We start from the raw sequence: 14,792 nt of genomic DNA, 5'->3' as shown, positions 1-14,792 counted from the left end.
TAGGCCCGCTTTAACCAGCAGGCCTTTTCATTGGATACTCAGTTGACGATATTGGCCTCGGTGGCGGCACGAATCTCGTCCTCGGTCACGCCCTCGGCGATCTCGACGATCTTGAGGCCGCCGTCGACCACGTCCAACACACCCAGATTGGTGATGATGCGGTTCACCACTTTTTTGCCTGTTAAAGGCAGGGTGCATTTCTTCAGCAACTTTGATTTGCCGTGCTTGTTGGTGTGATCCATCACTACGATCACGCGGCCAACACCGGCCACCAGATCCATCGCACCGCCCATGCCTTTGACCAGCACGCCGGGGATCATCCAGTTGGCCAGATCGCCTTCTTCATCGACTTCCATCGCGCCCAGAACAGCGGCGGCGATCTTGCCGCCCCGGATCATGCCAAAGGACGTGGCACTGTCGAAATAGGACGTACGAGATAGCTCGGTAATCGTTTGCTTGCCCGCGTTGATCAGGTCGGGGTCTTCCTCGCCCTCGAAAGGGAAGGGGCCCATGCCCAGCATTCCGTTCTCGGATTGCAGAGTGATGTCCTTGTCGCCCACATAATTCGCCACCAGCGTCGGAATACCGATGCCGAGGTTCACATACATGCCGTCTTCCAACTCTTGCGCTGCGCGGGCGGCCATTTGATTGCGGTCCCAGGGCATTATGCGTCCTCCTTCTTGCGGGTGGTGCGCTGTTCGATGCGCTTTTCGTGGCTGCCTTGAATAATGCGATGCACATAGATGCCGGGCAGGTGGATCGCGTCGGGGTCCAGCGAGCCACGAGGCACGATTTCCTCAACCTCGGCCACGCAGACCTTGCCGCAGGTCGCAGCGGGCACGTTGAAGTTCCGGGCAGTCTTACGGAACACCAGATTGCCGGTGTCGTCGGCCTTCCACGCTTTGACGATCGCGAGGTCGGCAAAAATGCCTTCCTCCATTATGTAAGTCTCGCCGTTGAAGTCCTTGTGCTCTTTACCTTCGGCGATCACGGTGCCCACGCCGGTCTTGGTATAGAAACCGGGGATACCTGCGCCACCGGCGCGCATACGTTCGGCAAGAGTACCTTGCGGGTTGAACTCTAGCTCGAGTTCGCCGGCCAGGTACTGACGCATGAATTCGGCGTTTTCGCCAACATACGAGCTGATCATCTTCTTGACCTGCTTGGTCTGCAACAGAATGCCGATGCCGAAATCGTCGACGCCTGCGTTGTTCGACGCAAAGGTCAGGTTCTGCGTACCTGCCTCCTTGATGGCCTCAAGCAACAGTTCCGGAATACCGCAGAGGCCAAATCCGCCTGCAGCGATGAACATGTCGTCATGCAGCAGCCCGTCCAGCGCCTCGGCCGCGTTTGCATAGACTTTTTTCATGAAAAAACTCCCCCAATGACATGGTGATGGGCAGGTTGTGCCGCCACGTCACGGGGAAGTCAACGAATCCAACAGGGTGGTGGTATTTCTACCTATGAGGCCGCCTTTTTGGCTGTCTTCTTCGCTGCGGCTTTCTTCTTGGGGGCAGCTTTCTTTTTGGTGCCTTTCTTGGTAGCGCGCTCGTTGACCAGTTCGATGGCCATTTCCTGCGTCACGTCCTCGGGCTTGATATCCTTGGGGATGGTCGCGTTGACCTTTTCCCATTTGACATATGGCCCATAACGCCCGTCCAGCACCTGCATCACGCCGCCATCAGGGTGATCGCCCAATTCCTTGAGCGGTTTTGCCGCCGCCCGACGCCCACGGCCCGGATTGGCGCGCTTTTCGGCCAGCATTTCAACCGCGCGGTTCATGCCGATTTCAAAGACGTCATTGGGGTCTTTGAGGTTGGCATATACCGGCTTCGCCTCTTCCGGCATCTGGTGCATGATATAGGGCCCGAACCGTCCGAAATTCGTGCTGATCATGCCGCCCTCGGGGTGTTCGCCGATCTGGCGGGGTAAGGACAGCAGCGTCAGCGCCTTGTCCAGATCCATGTCATCCTTGCTCCAGCCACGGGGGAGGGACGCACGCGGGGGTTTCTTGTTCTCGGGCGTTGGCTCGCCGCGCTGGACGTAAGGCCCGAACCGGCCGGATTTCAGCCAAATCTCATCGCCTGCATCTTCGCCCAACAGACGTTCGTCGCCTTCGGCCCCTTCACCCGCGATGGGGCGGGTATAGGTGCATTCGGGGTAGTTGCCGCAGCCGACAAACCCGCCGGTACGCGAGGTTTTCAAGTGCAGTTGCCCCAAGCCGCATTTCGGGCAAACGCGGGGGTCGGAGCCGTCTTCGCGCGGCGGATACAGCTGGGGTGCCAGCGCTTCATCCAGCTTGTCCAGCACTTCGGAAATCCGCAGCTCGGACGTCTCCCCAATCGCGGCCGAGAAATCGCGCCAGAACTTGCCCAACAGGTCTTTGTAGTCGCGTTCGCCAGCGCTGACATCGTCCAACTCGCCTTCCAGATTGGCGGTGAACTCATAGCCCACGTACTGACGGAAGAAGTTCAGCAAAAAGATCGTGACAATCCGGCCTTTTTCTTCGGGGATCAGCCGGTTCTTATCCTTGCGCACATATTCGCGGTCCTGAATCGTGGTCACGATCGAGGCATAGGTTGATGGACGCCCGATCCCTAGCTCTTCCATGCGTTTGACCAGCGTGGCCTCAGTATAGCGTGGGGGTGGTTGGGTATGGTGTTGCAGGGCCAGAACGGCCTCATTGTCGGACAGAACTGCGGCCTTGTCCTCGGCTTTCGAGAACTGATTCTTAAGCGAGGTCTTGGCGAACCGCGCCGGATCGCCCTGCGTGATCTGCGGCAGGCGTTTATCGTCGTCATCGGAAACGTCGTCGCGGCCTTCTTCATAGACGCGCATGAAGCCGTCGAACATGACCACCTGACCGGTGGCACGCAAACCGACTTGGCCGTCATCGCTGCCGATCTCGACCGTGGTGCGTTCCAGCCGTGCCGCGGCCATCTGACAGGCAATCGTGCGCTTCCAGATCAGGTCATACAGCTTGCGCTGATCCTCATCCGTGACCTTCAGGTCGCTGGCATCGCGCGACATATCCGTGGGACGGATACACTCGTGGGCCTCCTGCGCGTTTTTGGCCTTGTTCTTGTAGATGCGCGGGCTGTCCGGCACGTATTCCTTGCCATAGCGGTCAGAGATGGCATCGCGAGTGGCGGCCACGGCCTCGGGGGCCATGTCGATACCGTCGGTCCGCATATAGGTGATGTAGCCCGCCTCATACAGTCGCTGCGCCACCTGCATCGCATGGCGCGCGCCCATGCCGAACTTGCGGCTGGCCTCCTGCTGCAGGGTCGAGGTCATGAACGGGGCCGACGGGTTGCGCGCCGCAGGCTTCGCCTCGACGGAGGTAACGCTGAGTGCGCGGCTGGTGATCGCCTGCACAGCTAGTTCTGCCTGCGTGGCGTTTTTCAGGTCGTGCTTATCCAGCTTGTTTCCAGCCAGAGTGACCAGACGCGCCTCATAAGTTTGGCCGCGCGGGGTCTCGAACAGCGCTTTGACCGACCAGTATTCGACCGGCTTGAATGCCTCTATCTCCATCTCGCGCTCGACGATCAGGCGCAGACAGACCGATTGCACGCGGCCTGCCGACTTCGCCCCGGGCAGCTTGCGCCACAGGACGGGGGACAAGTTGAACCCCACCAGATAGTCCAGCGCGCGGCGGGCCAGATAGGCTTCTACGAGAGGCATATCGACCTGACGTGGGTTCTGCATCGCCTCGGTCACTGCGTCCTTGGTGATGGCGTTGAAGGTCACGCGGCTGACGGGCGTGTCCTTCTTGATCGAGCGGCGCTTGGTCAGCGCCTCTTGCAGGTGCCAGCTGATCGCCTCGCCCTCGCGATCGGGGTCAGTGGCGAGGATGAGGGCGTTGTCTTCTTTCAAGGCGTCGGCGATGGCTTTGACATGCTTGCGGCTGTCGGTGCCGACTTCCCATTTCATCTCGAATTCATGTTCGGGATCGACCGATCCGTCCTTGGGTGGCAGGTCGCGCACATGGCCATAAGACGCCAGAACCGTGTAGTCGGGGCCAAGGTATTTGTTGATCGTTTTGGCCTTGGCAGGGGATTCTACAACAACTACAGGCATTTAGGGGAAAACCTCGCTCGACGAATTTGGCGCCTTCTATGATGGTGCAAAATGTGTAGGGCAAGAGCGAATTGTCAATGCGTTCCTTTGCTCATTGGAATTTAGAGGTGATTTCAAAGCGATACAGGCGAAAATCAGGCCTTTAAGCCGAAAGAGACAGCAACCCGCCCGGTTGACGTTGGATACGCCCTTCCAGCTCAAGATCCACAAGTGCAGGGCCGATTTCGCCAGCGGAGGCGGCGATGTCACGGATCAACTGATCCTCGGCAATTGGTGAGGGACCGAGGCGGGTCAGAATCGCCTGGTGCAACGTGGCAGGCGGGGTGGGCTTTGTGATTGTTGAGGTTTCCTGCGATCGAGTAGCTGTGAACAGGTCGTGCTGGGGCAGGGCTTCGATCACGTCTTCTGCCGAACGCACCAAAGTCGCCCCGTCGCGGATCAACAGGTTGCATCCTGCGGCGCGGGCATCAAAGGGATGGCCGGGAACGGCCAGAACTTCACGTCCCTGATCCAGTGCATCCCGCGCAGTGATCAGGCTGCCGGATTTGGCGGCGGCCTCGACCACGACAACCGCCTGCGCCAGCCCCGATATGATCCGGTTGCGGCGCGGAAAATGCCGGGCTTGCGGTGTCACGCCCATGGGCTGTTCCGATACACGCAACCCGAATTCGGCGATTTTATGAGCGAGATCAGTATTCTCGGCGGGATAGATCACATCTACGCCACCGGCCATCACAGCAACAGTACCTGTGTCCAACGCGGCCATATGCGCTGCGGTGTCGATCCCGCGTGCCAGGCCCGAGACGATGACATGTCCCTGTTTGCCAAGATCCGTCGCCAGCCCCCGCGCCATCCGCGCGCCGAGTGACGAGCAATTGCGCGCGCCAACCATCGCCACTGTAGGGTGGTGAATGATCGACACGTCGCCGATGGCCCACAGCATCGGCGGGGCATCGTTAAGATCGTTCAAAGCGTCAGGAAAATCGGCGGACCCAAGGCACAAAAGCTGCGCTTTGGCAGCTTTTGCGGCCTTGAGTTCCGCCTCAATCACGCCGGGCGGGCACGTTTCATACCCTTCAATACCGGCAGCGCGTGCCATTTCGGGCAGCGCGGCCAGCGCATTCTGCGCTGAGCCATGTTCCCGCAGCAGCCGACGAAATGTTGCCGGACCAACCTTGCGAGAGCGCAACAGACGAAGCCAGGAAAACCGATCCTCTTCCGTGGTGGGTGGGAGTGTGGGGTGATAGGAAGAAAGCTGCTCTTCGGTCATCCGTTGCTCCGCCTGATTGCAGAACTGGTTTACGACTGTAGGGGTTAACAGCTTCTGAATCCCCTCAAATTTTTCCGGTATTTTTGCGATTTGATCTCGTGACAATGTCTAGCGTTCTGAAAAATAACGAAAATATTTTTCCGCAACAATAGGGCCAACCAGATATTGCCCAAATCTATGCGCAGGATTTGAGGCGCAGTGTTAACCCTGCGCCCCAACAGATGAGCCACGATTCTAACCTAGGCCGCCGATCCGCCCACGGTCAGGCCGTCCATCAGAACGGTAGGTTGGCCAACGCCAACGGGCACCCATTGACCGTCCTTGCCGCAGGTGCCCATGCCGGGATCCAGCGCCATGTCATTGCCAACGCCACGAATACGGTTCAGCGCGGACGGGCCATCGCCAATCAACGTGGCCCCTTTCACCGGTGCGCCGATTTTGCCGTTTTCGACACGGTAAGCCTCGGTGCACGAGAAGACGAATTTGCCATTGGTGATGTCCACCTGACCACCGCCAAACCCGACCGCCCAGATACCGTCCTTGATGTCGGCGACCAAAGACGCAGGATCGGTGTCCCCGCCCAGCATGACAGTGTTGGTCATGCGGGGCATTGGTTTGTGAGCATAGCTTTGACGACGGCCATTCCCGGTAGGGGCAACCCCCATAAGACGCGCGTTCTGGCGGTCCTGCATGTAGCCGGTCAGGATGCCATCCTCGATCAAAACCGTGCGCGAACTGGGCGTGCCCTCATCATCGACCGAGATCGAGCCGCGCCGATCCGGGATCGTGCCGTCATCGACCACGGTCACGCCTTTGGATGCGATTCGCTGGCCCATGAGCCCGGCAAAGGCGGAACTGCCCTTGCGGTTGAAGTCACCTTCCAATCCATGACCGATGGCTTCGTGCAGCAGAATGCCGGGCCAGCCAGGGCCAAGCGCGACCTCCATCACACCGGCCGGGGCGGGGATGGCGTCGAGGTTGACCAGCGCGATCCTCAATGCCTCTCGCGCCTTGTCCTGCCAGTCTGCCGGGTCGATCAGCCCGTCCAACCCAACACGACCGCCCCCACCGGCCGAGCCGCTTTCGCGGCGGCCGTACTGCTCGACAATCACCGAGATGTTCAGCCGCGTCATCGGTCGCACATCGCGTACCAGCACGCCATCGGGGCGGAGAATCTCAACCTCCTGCACAGCGGCAGCGATGGTTGCGCTGACTTGTACGACCCGAGGGTCCAGATCGCGGGCAAAGGCATCGATCTCGCGCAGGGTTTCGATTTTGACCGGAAAACTGGCGGATTCTATTGGGTCCTCATCCGTATAAAGCCGCTTGTTCGTAGCGCGCGGAGCGTCCGCCAGCGTTCCTCCGCCATCCCCAACCGCCAAACGCGCGGTTTCGGCGGCTCGTTTCAAAGCGCCGATCGAAACATCGGTGGAATGCGCGTACCCAGCCACTTCGCCTTGCACCGCCCGCAGGCCGAACCCTTCGGACGCGTCATAAGACGCAGTCTTTAGCCGACCGTCATCAAAGACCAACGCTTCGGATTTGCGACGCTCGACAAACAGCTCTCCGTCCTCGGCCCCGGCGGTGGCAGATTGAAGGACCGCAAGGGCTTCGTCCTGTGGAAGAACGCTTTCAAACGGGCGAAACGGGTCGTTGGGCATCACTTGGGACCTTTCGGGTTTGATCCAGATCAAAAATAGCGTCTGTTTGACGCAAGCATTTTGCTTTATCTACCCGCAGGAATATGGTTTTTAACGCGGCTAAAGACAACGGGAGAGGTGCGACCGATTCACACCTTTTCGCCAGGGACGCAAAGATCAAACGATCAGGACAGAACATGAAGAATGCTTTGATGCTTTCGGGCTTTATGACAGCCCTCTCCAGCCTTCCGGCCATGGCTCAGGAGCTTGAGATTATTGGCAAACCGGTTGATGGTGGTATGGGCTTCCAGCCCGCCGTGACCGAGCTGGCCACCGGAATTCAGCGGCTGGACGGGATGATTCTGGTGATCATCACCGCGATCTGTCTGTTCGTGGCTGGTCTGCTGATCTATTGCATCGTGCGCTACAATGAACGCTCGAACCCTGAACCTGCGCGGTTCTCGCACTATACCCCGGTTGAGATCGCGTGGACGCTGGGCCCGATCCTAATTCTGGTCTTTATCGGTGCATTCTCGCTGCCGGTTCTGTTCAAACAGCAGGAAATTCCCGAAGGCGACGTGGTGATCAAGGTTGTCGGCAACCAATGGTACTGGACCTATGAATACGTCGACCACGACTTTGCATTCGACAGCTACCTGCTGGGCCATCCGGCCACGCTGGACGAAGGTGCACGCCCGGCGGATGCCGATGTGACCCCGTTTGTTCTGGATGATGCAATGCGCGCCAAGCTGGCAGATGCCGGTTACAGCGATGATGAGTGGCTGCTGGCCACCGACACCGCTGTTGTCGTGCCCGTGGGCAAGGTCATCGTTATGCAGGTCACCGCGTCCGACGTGATTCATTCGTGGACCATCCCGTCCTTTGGCGTGAAGCAGGACGGTGTGCCCGGTCGTCTGGCCGAGCTGTGGTTCCAGGCCGACAAGGAAGGTGTGTACTTCGGACAGTGTTCGGAACTGTGTGGCAAGGACCATGCCTATATGCCGATCACCGTCAAAGTGGTTAGCGAAGAAGCTTATGAGGAATGGCTGCAGGGTGCTCTGGAAGAGTATGCAGGTCAGCCTGACACCTATCAGGTTGCCTCGAACTAAGCCCTTTGCGGCCTAGGTTTTAACAAGTGGGCTGCGCGGGGATCGCGCAGCTTTTGCCCCCAAAGGACCGGACATGAGCGACGCAAGCATCAATGCCAGCCAAGTGACCGCCTCGGCGCACGCGGATGAGGCCAGCTTTGGCGATTATTTCGCCCTGCTGAAGCCGCGCGTGATGACACTGGTCGTGTTCACGGCCTTGGTGGGTCTGCTGGCAGCACCGGTGCCCGTGCATCCTTTTGTCGGGTTCTGTGCCATTCTTTTCATCGCCATCGGCGGCGGCGCGTCTGGCGCGCTGAACATGTGGTGGGATGCGGATATTGATCGGGTGATGAAACGCACCAAGGGTCGACCGATTCCGGCGGGTAAAGTGCAGGAAGGCGAAGCGCTGTCGTTGGGATTGGCGCTGTCGGGCCTGTCGGTGATCATGCTGGGGCTGGCGACCAACTGGTTTGCTGGTGCGTTTCTGGCGTTCACCATCTTCTTCTACGTCGTCGTCTACACGATGTGGCTGAAACGCTCGACGCCTCAGAACATTGTGATCGGTGGCGCGGCAGGGGCCTTCCCGCCGGTAATCGGGTGGGTCGCGGCCACGGGCACGATGTCGATTGAGCCTTGGCTGATGTTCACCCTGACCTTCATGTGGACCCCGCCGCATTTCTGGGCGTTGGCGCTGTTCATGCGCTCGGACTATGACGACGCAGGCGTGCCGATGCTGACCGTTACTCATGGCCGCTGCGCGACGCGCAGGCATATCCTGGTTTACACGGGCCTTCTGGCGCTGCTGGCTGTTGGAACGGCATTCTCGGGCATTGGTGGTCCGGTCTATCTGACCGTCGCTATAGTGATGAACGCCTTGTTCCTGCGCGGTGCATGGGCAATTGCGCGCCGGACCGAGGACGACTCGGAAGCAGATAATTTCAAGGTCGAGCGGTCGTTCTTCAAACTGTCCCTGCTGTACCTTTTCCTGCACTTCGGCGCGATTCTGGTCGAAGCGTTGCTGAAACCCTATGGGCTGGGAGGCTGGTCATGAGCCTGCGCAAAAGCCACGAACTGCACGAACGTCGTTTTAGTCGCAATCTGGGCGTAGGCCTGACGCTGGCGGCGTTCATCGTGATCATTTTCGGTCTGACGATCGTCAAAGTCTCGGGCACCGATTTCAACATGGCGACGCAAGAGGTACAGAACTGATGGCGCTGTCTGGTCCTCAAAAGACGGTTGTTCAAACTGTGGGCGTCGTGGTGCTGATGGGCAGCCTCGCCTGGGCTGCGGTGCCGTTTTATGACTGGTTCTGCCGCGTCACCGGGTTTGGCGGCACCACAGGTGTGGCTGAAGCCGCGCCCGAGGATATTCTCGACCGCACCATCACCGTCCGCTTCGACGCGTCAAAGGCCAAGGACATGGCGTGGGAGTTCAAACCGGTCGAACGTGAGATGGAAGTACGCATCGGTGAGAACGGGTTGGCCTTTTACGAGGCTTATAACCCGACGGACCGACCAATTGCGGGGCAGGCATCCTACAATGTCGCTCCCTATTCGGCCGGCGGCTATTTCCAGAAAATCGCCTGTTTCTGCTTTGAAGAACAGGTCCTGCAGCCCGGCGAGCGGGTTCAGATGCCGGTAAGCTTTTTCGTCGATCCTGAGATGGTCGAGGATCTGGAAGCGAAATATGTGCATACGATCACGCTGTCGTATACATTCTACGAAATTGACCTGCCCGAGGGCTATGCCGCCCTTGATGCGCAGGCTGATACAAACACGAACTAATGCCTTTAGGTGAGGGACGCTGATGGCACACGCTAAAAACCACGATTATCACATTCTGGCCCCGTCGATCTGGCCGCTGATCGGCGCCGTTGGCGGCTTTGTGATGCTGTTCGGAGCCGTCCTGTGGATGCACGGCGTCACGTCGTTCATGTTCTGGATGGGTCTGGTTGCCGTTCTATACACCATGTTCGCCTGGTGGTCCGAAGTGGTGGCCGAAAGCCGCGCGGGCGACCACACGCCGGTGGTGCGCATCGGCCTGCGCTATGGCTTCATCCTGTTCGTGATGTCCGAAGTGATGTTCTTTTTTGCCTGGTTCTGGTCGTTCTTCAAACATCGCATGTATCCGATGTACGACTATGCCGGAACCGAGTACATCCAGCCCGATATCCATGCGGTTGACCCGTTCCACTTGCCGCTGATCAATACCTTGGTCCTGTTGCTGTCGGGCTGTGCGATCACATGGGCGCACCACGCTCTGGTTCACAACAACGACCGCAAGGCGTTGGTGCAGGGTCTGGCTATTGGTATTGTGCTGGGTATTGCGTTCACCGGCTTGCAGGCGTTCGAGTATTATGAGCTGCTGGCGCATGAAGGCTGGGAATTCGGTGGCGACCAGTTCTATTCGAACTTCTTCATGGCAACCGGTTTCCACGGCGCGCATGTGATCATCGGGACGATCTTCTTGAGTGTCTGCCTGATCCGAGCACTGAAGGGCGATTTCACACCTGAAAAACACGTGGGATTTGAGGCCGCCGCTTGGTACTGGCACTTTGTGGACGTCGTCTGGCTGTTCCTTTTCTTTGCCGTCTATATCTGGGGTCAGGCTCCGCTGTTCTGATCCGCTCAGATAGGTAAATTGCAAAAGCCGCCCCGAGGGGCGGCTTTTTCTCGATCGGGGGCGCAAGATTGCGCCCCATACAATTGCGTGGTTGCAATCGGGATTACGCTGCCCTTAACAAGACGCCGGTTTCTGTAACAAGGTTTCACCTGACTATGCGCCGCATTTTGTTCCTGCTGATCTTCGGGCTTGCCGGTCTGGGCGTGCTGCTGTCGCTGGGCGTCTGGCAGGTGCAGCGTTTGGCCTGGAAAGAAGGCGTTCTGGCCGAGATCGACTCGCGCATAGCAGCAGATCCTGTGGACCTGCCGCCGAGCGTTTCCGAAGACACCGACAAATACCTGCCGGTGACAATCTCGGGCGATATGGAGCCGGGGGAGATCCACGTTCTGGTCTCGGTCAAGCAGGTCGGGGCGGGCTATCGGATCATCCAGTCGTTCAGCACCGAGGATCGGACTGTTTTGGTGGATCGCGGCTTTGTGCCCACCACGGCGAAACTGGTCGAGCGACTGACCGGGCCAATGACCGTAACCGGCAACCTGCATTGGCCGGATGAGATCGACAGCTACACACCCGAACCCGATATTGACGACAACATCTGGTTTGCCCGCGATGTGCCCAATCTGGCCGCCGCGCTTGGAGCCGAACCGATCCTGCTGATCGCGCGGTCGGAAACCGACCCCGGCATCACGCCTCTGCCGGTCGATACAGCGGGAATTCCAAACGATCACCTACAATATGCAATCACATGGTTTGGTCTGGCTCTGGTCTGGGCCGCAATGACCGGTTATTTCCTGTGGCGCAACCGCGCCCCTGCACAGAGTGAAGAGCAATGAAATATATCTCGACCCGTGGCCAAGCGCCGGAACTGACCTTTGAAGAGGCGATGCTGACCGGCCTTGCCCGCGATGGCGGCTTGTACCTGCCCGCTGAGATTCCGGTGATGAGCCATAATGAGATCGCCGCTCTGGCCGGTCTGCCCTATGAAGAGATCGCGTTCCGTGTGATGTGGCCCTATGTCAGCGGCTCGTTCACCGAGCAGGAGTTCAGGGACATCATTACCCGTGCTTACGAAGGCTTCGGCCATGACGCCCGCGCGCCCTTGAAGCAGCTGAACGAGAACCACTTCCTGCTGGAACTGTTCCATGGCCCTACGCTGGCCTTCAAGGACTTTGCCATGCAGCTGATCGGCCAGCTGTTCCAGGTTGCGCTGAAGCGGCGCAATGATCGTGTGACCATCGTGGGGGCGACCAGTGGCGATACAGGCTCGGCCGCGATTGAGGCGTTCCGGGGGCTGGACGCGGTGGATGTGTTCATTCTGTTCCCCCATGGTCGTGTCTCTGAGGTGCAGCGCCGTCAGATGACGACGCCCGCCGACAGCAACGTGCATGCGCTGGCCGTGGATGGCGATTTTGACGATTGTCAGGCCGCGCTGAAAGATATGTTCAACGATTTCGATTTCCGCGACGGGGTGAAGCTGGCCGGGGTGAACTCGATCAACTTTGCGCGGGTGCTGGCGCAGATCGTGTATTACTTCTCGGCGGCTGTCAGTGTGGGGGCACCGCATCGCAAGGTCAGCTTTACCGTGCCCACCGGCAATTTTGGCGATATCTTCGCGGGCTATCTGGCCAAACGCATGGGGCTGCCCATTGATCGTCTGGTTGTGGCGACCAACCAGAACGACATTCTTCACCGCTGCCTGTCGGGCGAGGGGTATTTCAAGGGCGACACTATCCCGTCGATCAGCCCGTCGATGGACATTCAGGTCAGCTCGAACTTTGAACGGGCGCTTTACTATGCATATGGCGAGGATGGCAGCGCCGTGGCGCAGTTGATGGATGAGTTGAAACGCGGGGGTTTCAACGTCAGTCAGGGCGCGATGGAGGCCCTGCGCGAAAGCTTCGACTCGGGACGTGTGTCCGAGGATGAAACGCTGACGACAATCAAACACACGCTGGCCCACAGTGCCGAACTGGTCTGCCCGCACACTGCCGTTGGAATTAAGGTCGCCGAAGAACAACGCGCAGTGGCGGTTCCGATGATCACTCTGGCCACCGCCCACCCGGCGAAATTCCCGGCAGCGGTCGAGAAGGCAAGCGGGGAACATCCGCCTCTTCCATCCCGCATGTCTGATCTGTATGAACGTCCGGAACGGGTGACACGGATTGCCAATGATCTGGGTGCCCTCGAGGATCATATCAAAGGGCATATCGCCGAGTGACTGTCAGACAAGACCAGCTGAAGAACGGATTTCGGATCGTCAGTGAGAACATGCCGGGGCTGCAATCTGCGGCCATCGGCATCTGGGTGACCGCGGGTGCGCGGAACGAGCGGATCGAACAGAACGGCATTGCGCATTTCCTTGAGCATATGGCGTTCAAGGGAACCGAGCGACGTTCGGCTTTGCAAATCGCCGAGGCGATCGAGGATGTGGGCGGCTATATCAACGCCTACACCTCGCGCGAGGTGACGGCCTATTATGCGCGTGTTCTGCAAGATGACGTAGCGCTGGCGATGGACGTGATCGGCGACATCGTTCTGAACCCCATCTTCGACCCGCGCGAGATCGAGGTCGAGCGCGGCGTGATCCTGCAAGAGATCGGTCAGGCTTATGACACGCCCGACGACGTGATTTTCGATTGGCTGCAAGAACAGAGCTATCACGATCAGCCCCTGGGCCGCACCATTCTGGGGCCGACCGAGCGGGTCAGCGCGTTTTCGCGCGAAGACCTGTCGGGTTTCGTGTCTGAACATTACGGCCCCGAGCAGATGATCCTGTCGGCGGCGGGTGCTGTGGATCATGATGCGCTGATGAAAATGGCCGAAGAGATGTTTGGTCATCTGCAACCGCGCAAAGGGTTGATTGCCGAGGCCGCGAAGTTCACCGGCGGCGAAGCGCGGCAGGAAAAGAATTTGGAGCAAGCGCATTTCGCGCTGGCAATCGAAAGCCCGGGCTATCGTGATGATGCGATCTATACGGCGCAGATTTATTCCACGGCTTTGGGCGGCGGCATGTCCTCGCGCCTGTTCCAAGAGGTGCGCGAAAGCCGCGGGCTTTGCTATACAATCTTCGCTCAGACCGGGGCCTATGCGGATACCGGCACGACGACGATCTACGCAGGAACCTCGGCCGATCAGGTGGGCGAGCTGGCGACGATCACCATTGACGAGATGAAGCGCGCTGCCGAGGATATGAGCCCGGAAGAAGTCGCCCGCGCCCGTGCCCAGATGAAAGCCGGGATGCTGATGGGGTTGGAGAGCCCATCGAACCGGGCCGAACGTCTGGCGCGGCTGGTGCAGATTTGGGGCCGGGTGCCCTCGCTTGAAGATACCGTGGCCAAGATTGATGCGGTCAGCCCCGAGGACGTGCGTGCCTTTGCCGAAACCATGGCGATACAGGCCCCGGCGGCGCTGGCGCTGTATGGTCCGGTCTCGGGCGCGCCCACATTGGCGGAATTGCAGGAGAGGCGCGCGGCGTGATGCTTCTGGGCCGACGCAAGCTGAAACTTGAGACAGCGCGCCTCAGCCTGCGCCCGCCGGTGCATTCCGATTTCAACGACTGGGCGGCGCTGCGGCGGGCCTCAAAAGAGTTTCTCACTCCGTGGGAGCCGATCTGGGCCAAGGACCACCTAAGCCGCAAGTCTTTTACCAACCGGGTTTATTGGGCGCAGCGCTCGGTTGCGAGCGGGACGGCGATACCGCTGTTTCTGTTCCGGCGCGAGGATGACCGGCTGGTCGGCGCGATCACGCTGGATAATATTCGGCGGGGTCCTGCGCAGGCGGGAACGCTGGGGTATTGGACCGGGCAGGCCTATGCGCGGAACGGCTATATGCGCGAGGCGATCGGGGCAGTGGTGCATCATGCCTTTACGCGCTTGGATCTGAGCCGGATCGAGGCGGCGTGTTTGCCCGAAAACAAGCCCTCGCGCGGGTTGCTGGAGCGGTCAGCCTTCAAATATGAGGGCGTGGCGCAATCCTATTTGCAGATCAATGGACGTTGGCGGACGCATGTTCTGTATGCGTGCCTGCGGTCGGACCGTCGCGGCAGGACCGACGCGGGCTAGGGGGCTCTGCCCCCGTCGCGGCAAGCCGCGC

The 14,792-nt window shown here is 59.4% G+C and carries 14 protein-coding genes; 9 read left to right on the top strand and 5 right to left on the bottom strand.

Features of this window, described 5'->3' with window-relative positions:
• Positions 1 to 38 precede the first annotated feature (38 nt).
• From ACR0CA_RS03960 to tldD, 5 genes are all read right to left on the bottom strand, one after another.
• Complete coding sequence (locus tag ACR0CA_RS03960; protein WP_480877763.1) at positions 39 to 665, bottom strand: CoA transferase subunit B; 627 nt, start codon at positions 663 to 665, stop codon at positions 39 to 41.
• Positions 665 to 1,369, bottom strand: a complete 705-nt coding sequence (locus tag ACR0CA_RS03955) for a CoA transferase subunit A (RefSeq protein ID WP_170782869.1) — start codon at positions 1,367 to 1,369, stop codon at positions 665 to 667. The genes ACR0CA_RS03960 and ACR0CA_RS03955 overlap by 1 nt, the downstream gene beginning before the upstream one ends.
• A 92-nt stretch (positions 1,370 to 1,461) precedes the next feature.
• Positions 1,462 to 4,080 carry a type I DNA topoisomerase gene (gene topA, locus ACR0CA_RS03950; protein ID WP_480897501.1) on the bottom strand — a complete coding sequence of 873 codons (2,619 nt, stop codon included), beginning with the start codon at positions 4,078 to 4,080 and terminating at the stop codon, positions 1,462 to 1,464.
• Positions 4,081 to 4,222: 142 nt separating this feature from the next.
• Positions 4,223 to 5,350, bottom strand: coding sequence for a DNA-processing protein DprA (gene dprA / locus ACR0CA_RS03945; RefSeq protein ID WP_480897500.1), 1,128 nt, complete (start codon positions 5,348 to 5,350; stop codon positions 4,223 to 4,225).
• A 239-nt stretch (positions 5,351 to 5,589) separates the two neighbouring features.
• Positions 5,590 to 7,011, bottom strand: coding sequence for a metalloprotease TldD (tldD, locus tag ACR0CA_RS03940; protein WP_480897499.1), 1,422 nt, complete (start codon positions 7,009 to 7,011; stop codon positions 5,590 to 5,592).
• 176 nt (positions 7,012 to 7,187) lie between these two features.
• Here tldD and coxB point away from each other — a divergent pair, with 176 nt between their 5' ends.
• From coxB to ACR0CA_RS03895, 9 genes are all read left to right on the top strand, one after another.
• A complete protein-coding gene (gene coxB, locus ACR0CA_RS03935) occupies positions 7,188 to 8,099 on the top strand; it encodes a cytochrome c oxidase subunit II (protein WP_170790398.1) in 912 nt (303 codons plus the stop codon).
• A 73-nt stretch (positions 8,100 to 8,172) separates the two neighbouring features.
• On the top strand, positions 8,173 to 9,129 hold the full coding sequence (cyoE, locus tag ACR0CA_RS03930; protein WP_480897498.1) for a heme o synthase: 957 nt from the start codon (positions 8,173 to 8,175) through the stop codon (positions 9,127 to 9,129).
• A complete protein-coding gene (locus ACR0CA_RS03925; protein WP_170782863.1) occupies positions 9,126 to 9,287 on the top strand; it encodes a hypothetical protein in 162 nt (53 codons plus the stop codon). Before cyoE ends, ACR0CA_RS03925 begins: the two co-directional genes overlap by 4 nt.
• Entirely contained in the window at positions 9,287 to 9,862 is a 576-nt protein-coding gene (locus ACR0CA_RS03920; protein ID WP_480897497.1) for a cytochrome c oxidase assembly protein, read from the top strand. The genes ACR0CA_RS03925 and ACR0CA_RS03920 overlap by 1 nt, the downstream gene beginning before the upstream one ends.
• Before the next feature lie 22 nt (positions 9,863 to 9,884).
• Positions 9,885 to 10,700 carry a cytochrome c oxidase subunit 3 gene (locus ACR0CA_RS03915; RefSeq protein WP_170769997.1) on the top strand — a complete coding sequence of 272 codons (816 nt, stop codon included), beginning with the start codon at positions 9,885 to 9,887 and terminating at the stop codon, positions 10,698 to 10,700.
• Between the two features lie 155 nt (positions 10,701 to 10,855).
• Positions 10,856 to 11,533 carry an SURF1 family protein gene (locus tag ACR0CA_RS03910; RefSeq protein ID WP_480897496.1) on the top strand — a complete coding sequence of 226 codons (678 nt, stop codon included), beginning with the start codon at positions 10,856 to 10,858 and terminating at the stop codon, positions 11,531 to 11,533.
• Complete coding sequence (gene thrC / locus ACR0CA_RS03905; protein ID WP_480897495.1) at positions 11,530 to 12,918, top strand: threonine synthase; 1,389 nt, start codon at positions 11,530 to 11,532, stop codon at positions 12,916 to 12,918. Before ACR0CA_RS03910 ends, thrC begins: the two co-directional genes overlap by 4 nt.
• Positions 12,915 to 14,177 carry a M16 family metallopeptidase gene (locus ACR0CA_RS03900; RefSeq protein ID WP_480877776.1) on the top strand — a complete coding sequence of 421 codons (1,263 nt, stop codon included), beginning with the start codon at positions 12,915 to 12,917 and terminating at the stop codon, positions 14,175 to 14,177. The genes thrC and ACR0CA_RS03900 overlap by 4 nt, the downstream gene beginning before the upstream one ends.
• On the top strand, positions 14,177 to 14,761 hold the full coding sequence (locus tag ACR0CA_RS03895; RefSeq protein WP_170770610.1) for a GNAT family N-acetyltransferase: 585 nt from the start codon (positions 14,177 to 14,179) through the stop codon (positions 14,759 to 14,761). The genes ACR0CA_RS03900 and ACR0CA_RS03895 overlap by 1 nt, the downstream gene beginning before the upstream one ends.
• The last annotated feature ends 31 nt before the right edge of the window (positions 14,762 to 14,792 follow it).

Source organism: Ruegeria sp. F12 (genome assembly GCF_056533885.1).
This window is presented reverse-complemented; position numbering and strand designations above follow the sequence as displayed.

Excerpts from the sequence above, each read along its gene's own strand:
- ACR0CA_RS03960 (WP_480877763.1), bottom strand. The coding sequence starts at position 665 with ATGCCCTGGGACCGCAATCAAATGGCCGCCCGCGCAGCGCAAGAGTTG.
- ACR0CA_RS03955 (WP_170782869.1), bottom strand. The coding sequence starts at position 1,369 with ATGAAAAAAGTCTATGCAAACGCGGCCGAGGCGCTGGACGGGCTGCTG.
- topA (WP_480897501.1), bottom strand. The coding sequence starts at position 4,080 with ATGCCTGTAGTTGTTGTAGAATCCCCTGCCAAGGCCAAAACGATCAAC.
- dprA (WP_480897500.1), bottom strand. The coding sequence starts at position 5,350 with ATGACCGAAGAGCAGCTTTCTTCCTATCACCCCACACTCCCACCCACC.
- tldD (WP_480897499.1), bottom strand. The coding sequence starts at position 7,011 with ATGCCCAACGACCCGTTTCGCCCGTTTGAAAGCGTTCTTCCACAGGAC.
- coxB (WP_170790398.1), top strand. The coding sequence starts at position 7,188 with ATGAAGAATGCTTTGATGCTTTCGGGCTTTATGACAGCCCTCTCCAGC.
- cyoE (WP_480897498.1), top strand. The coding sequence starts at position 8,173 with ATGAGCGACGCAAGCATCAATGCCAGCCAAGTGACCGCCTCGGCGCAC.
- ACR0CA_RS03925 (WP_170782863.1), top strand. The coding sequence starts at position 9,126 with ATGAGCCTGCGCAAAAGCCACGAACTGCACGAACGTCGTTTTAGTCGC.
- ACR0CA_RS03920 (WP_480897497.1), top strand. The coding sequence starts at position 9,287 with ATGGCGCTGTCTGGTCCTCAAAAGACGGTTGTTCAAACTGTGGGCGTC.
- ACR0CA_RS03915 (WP_170769997.1), top strand. The coding sequence starts at position 9,885 with ATGGCACACGCTAAAAACCACGATTATCACATTCTGGCCCCGTCGATC.
- ACR0CA_RS03910 (WP_480897496.1), top strand. The coding sequence starts at position 10,856 with ATGCGCCGCATTTTGTTCCTGCTGATCTTCGGGCTTGCCGGTCTGGGC.
- thrC (WP_480897495.1), top strand. The coding sequence starts at position 11,530 with ATGAAATATATCTCGACCCGTGGCCAAGCGCCGGAACTGACCTTTGAA.
- ACR0CA_RS03895 (WP_170770610.1), top strand. The coding sequence starts at position 14,177 with ATGCTTCTGGGCCGACGCAAGCTGAAACTTGAGACAGCGCGCCTCAGC.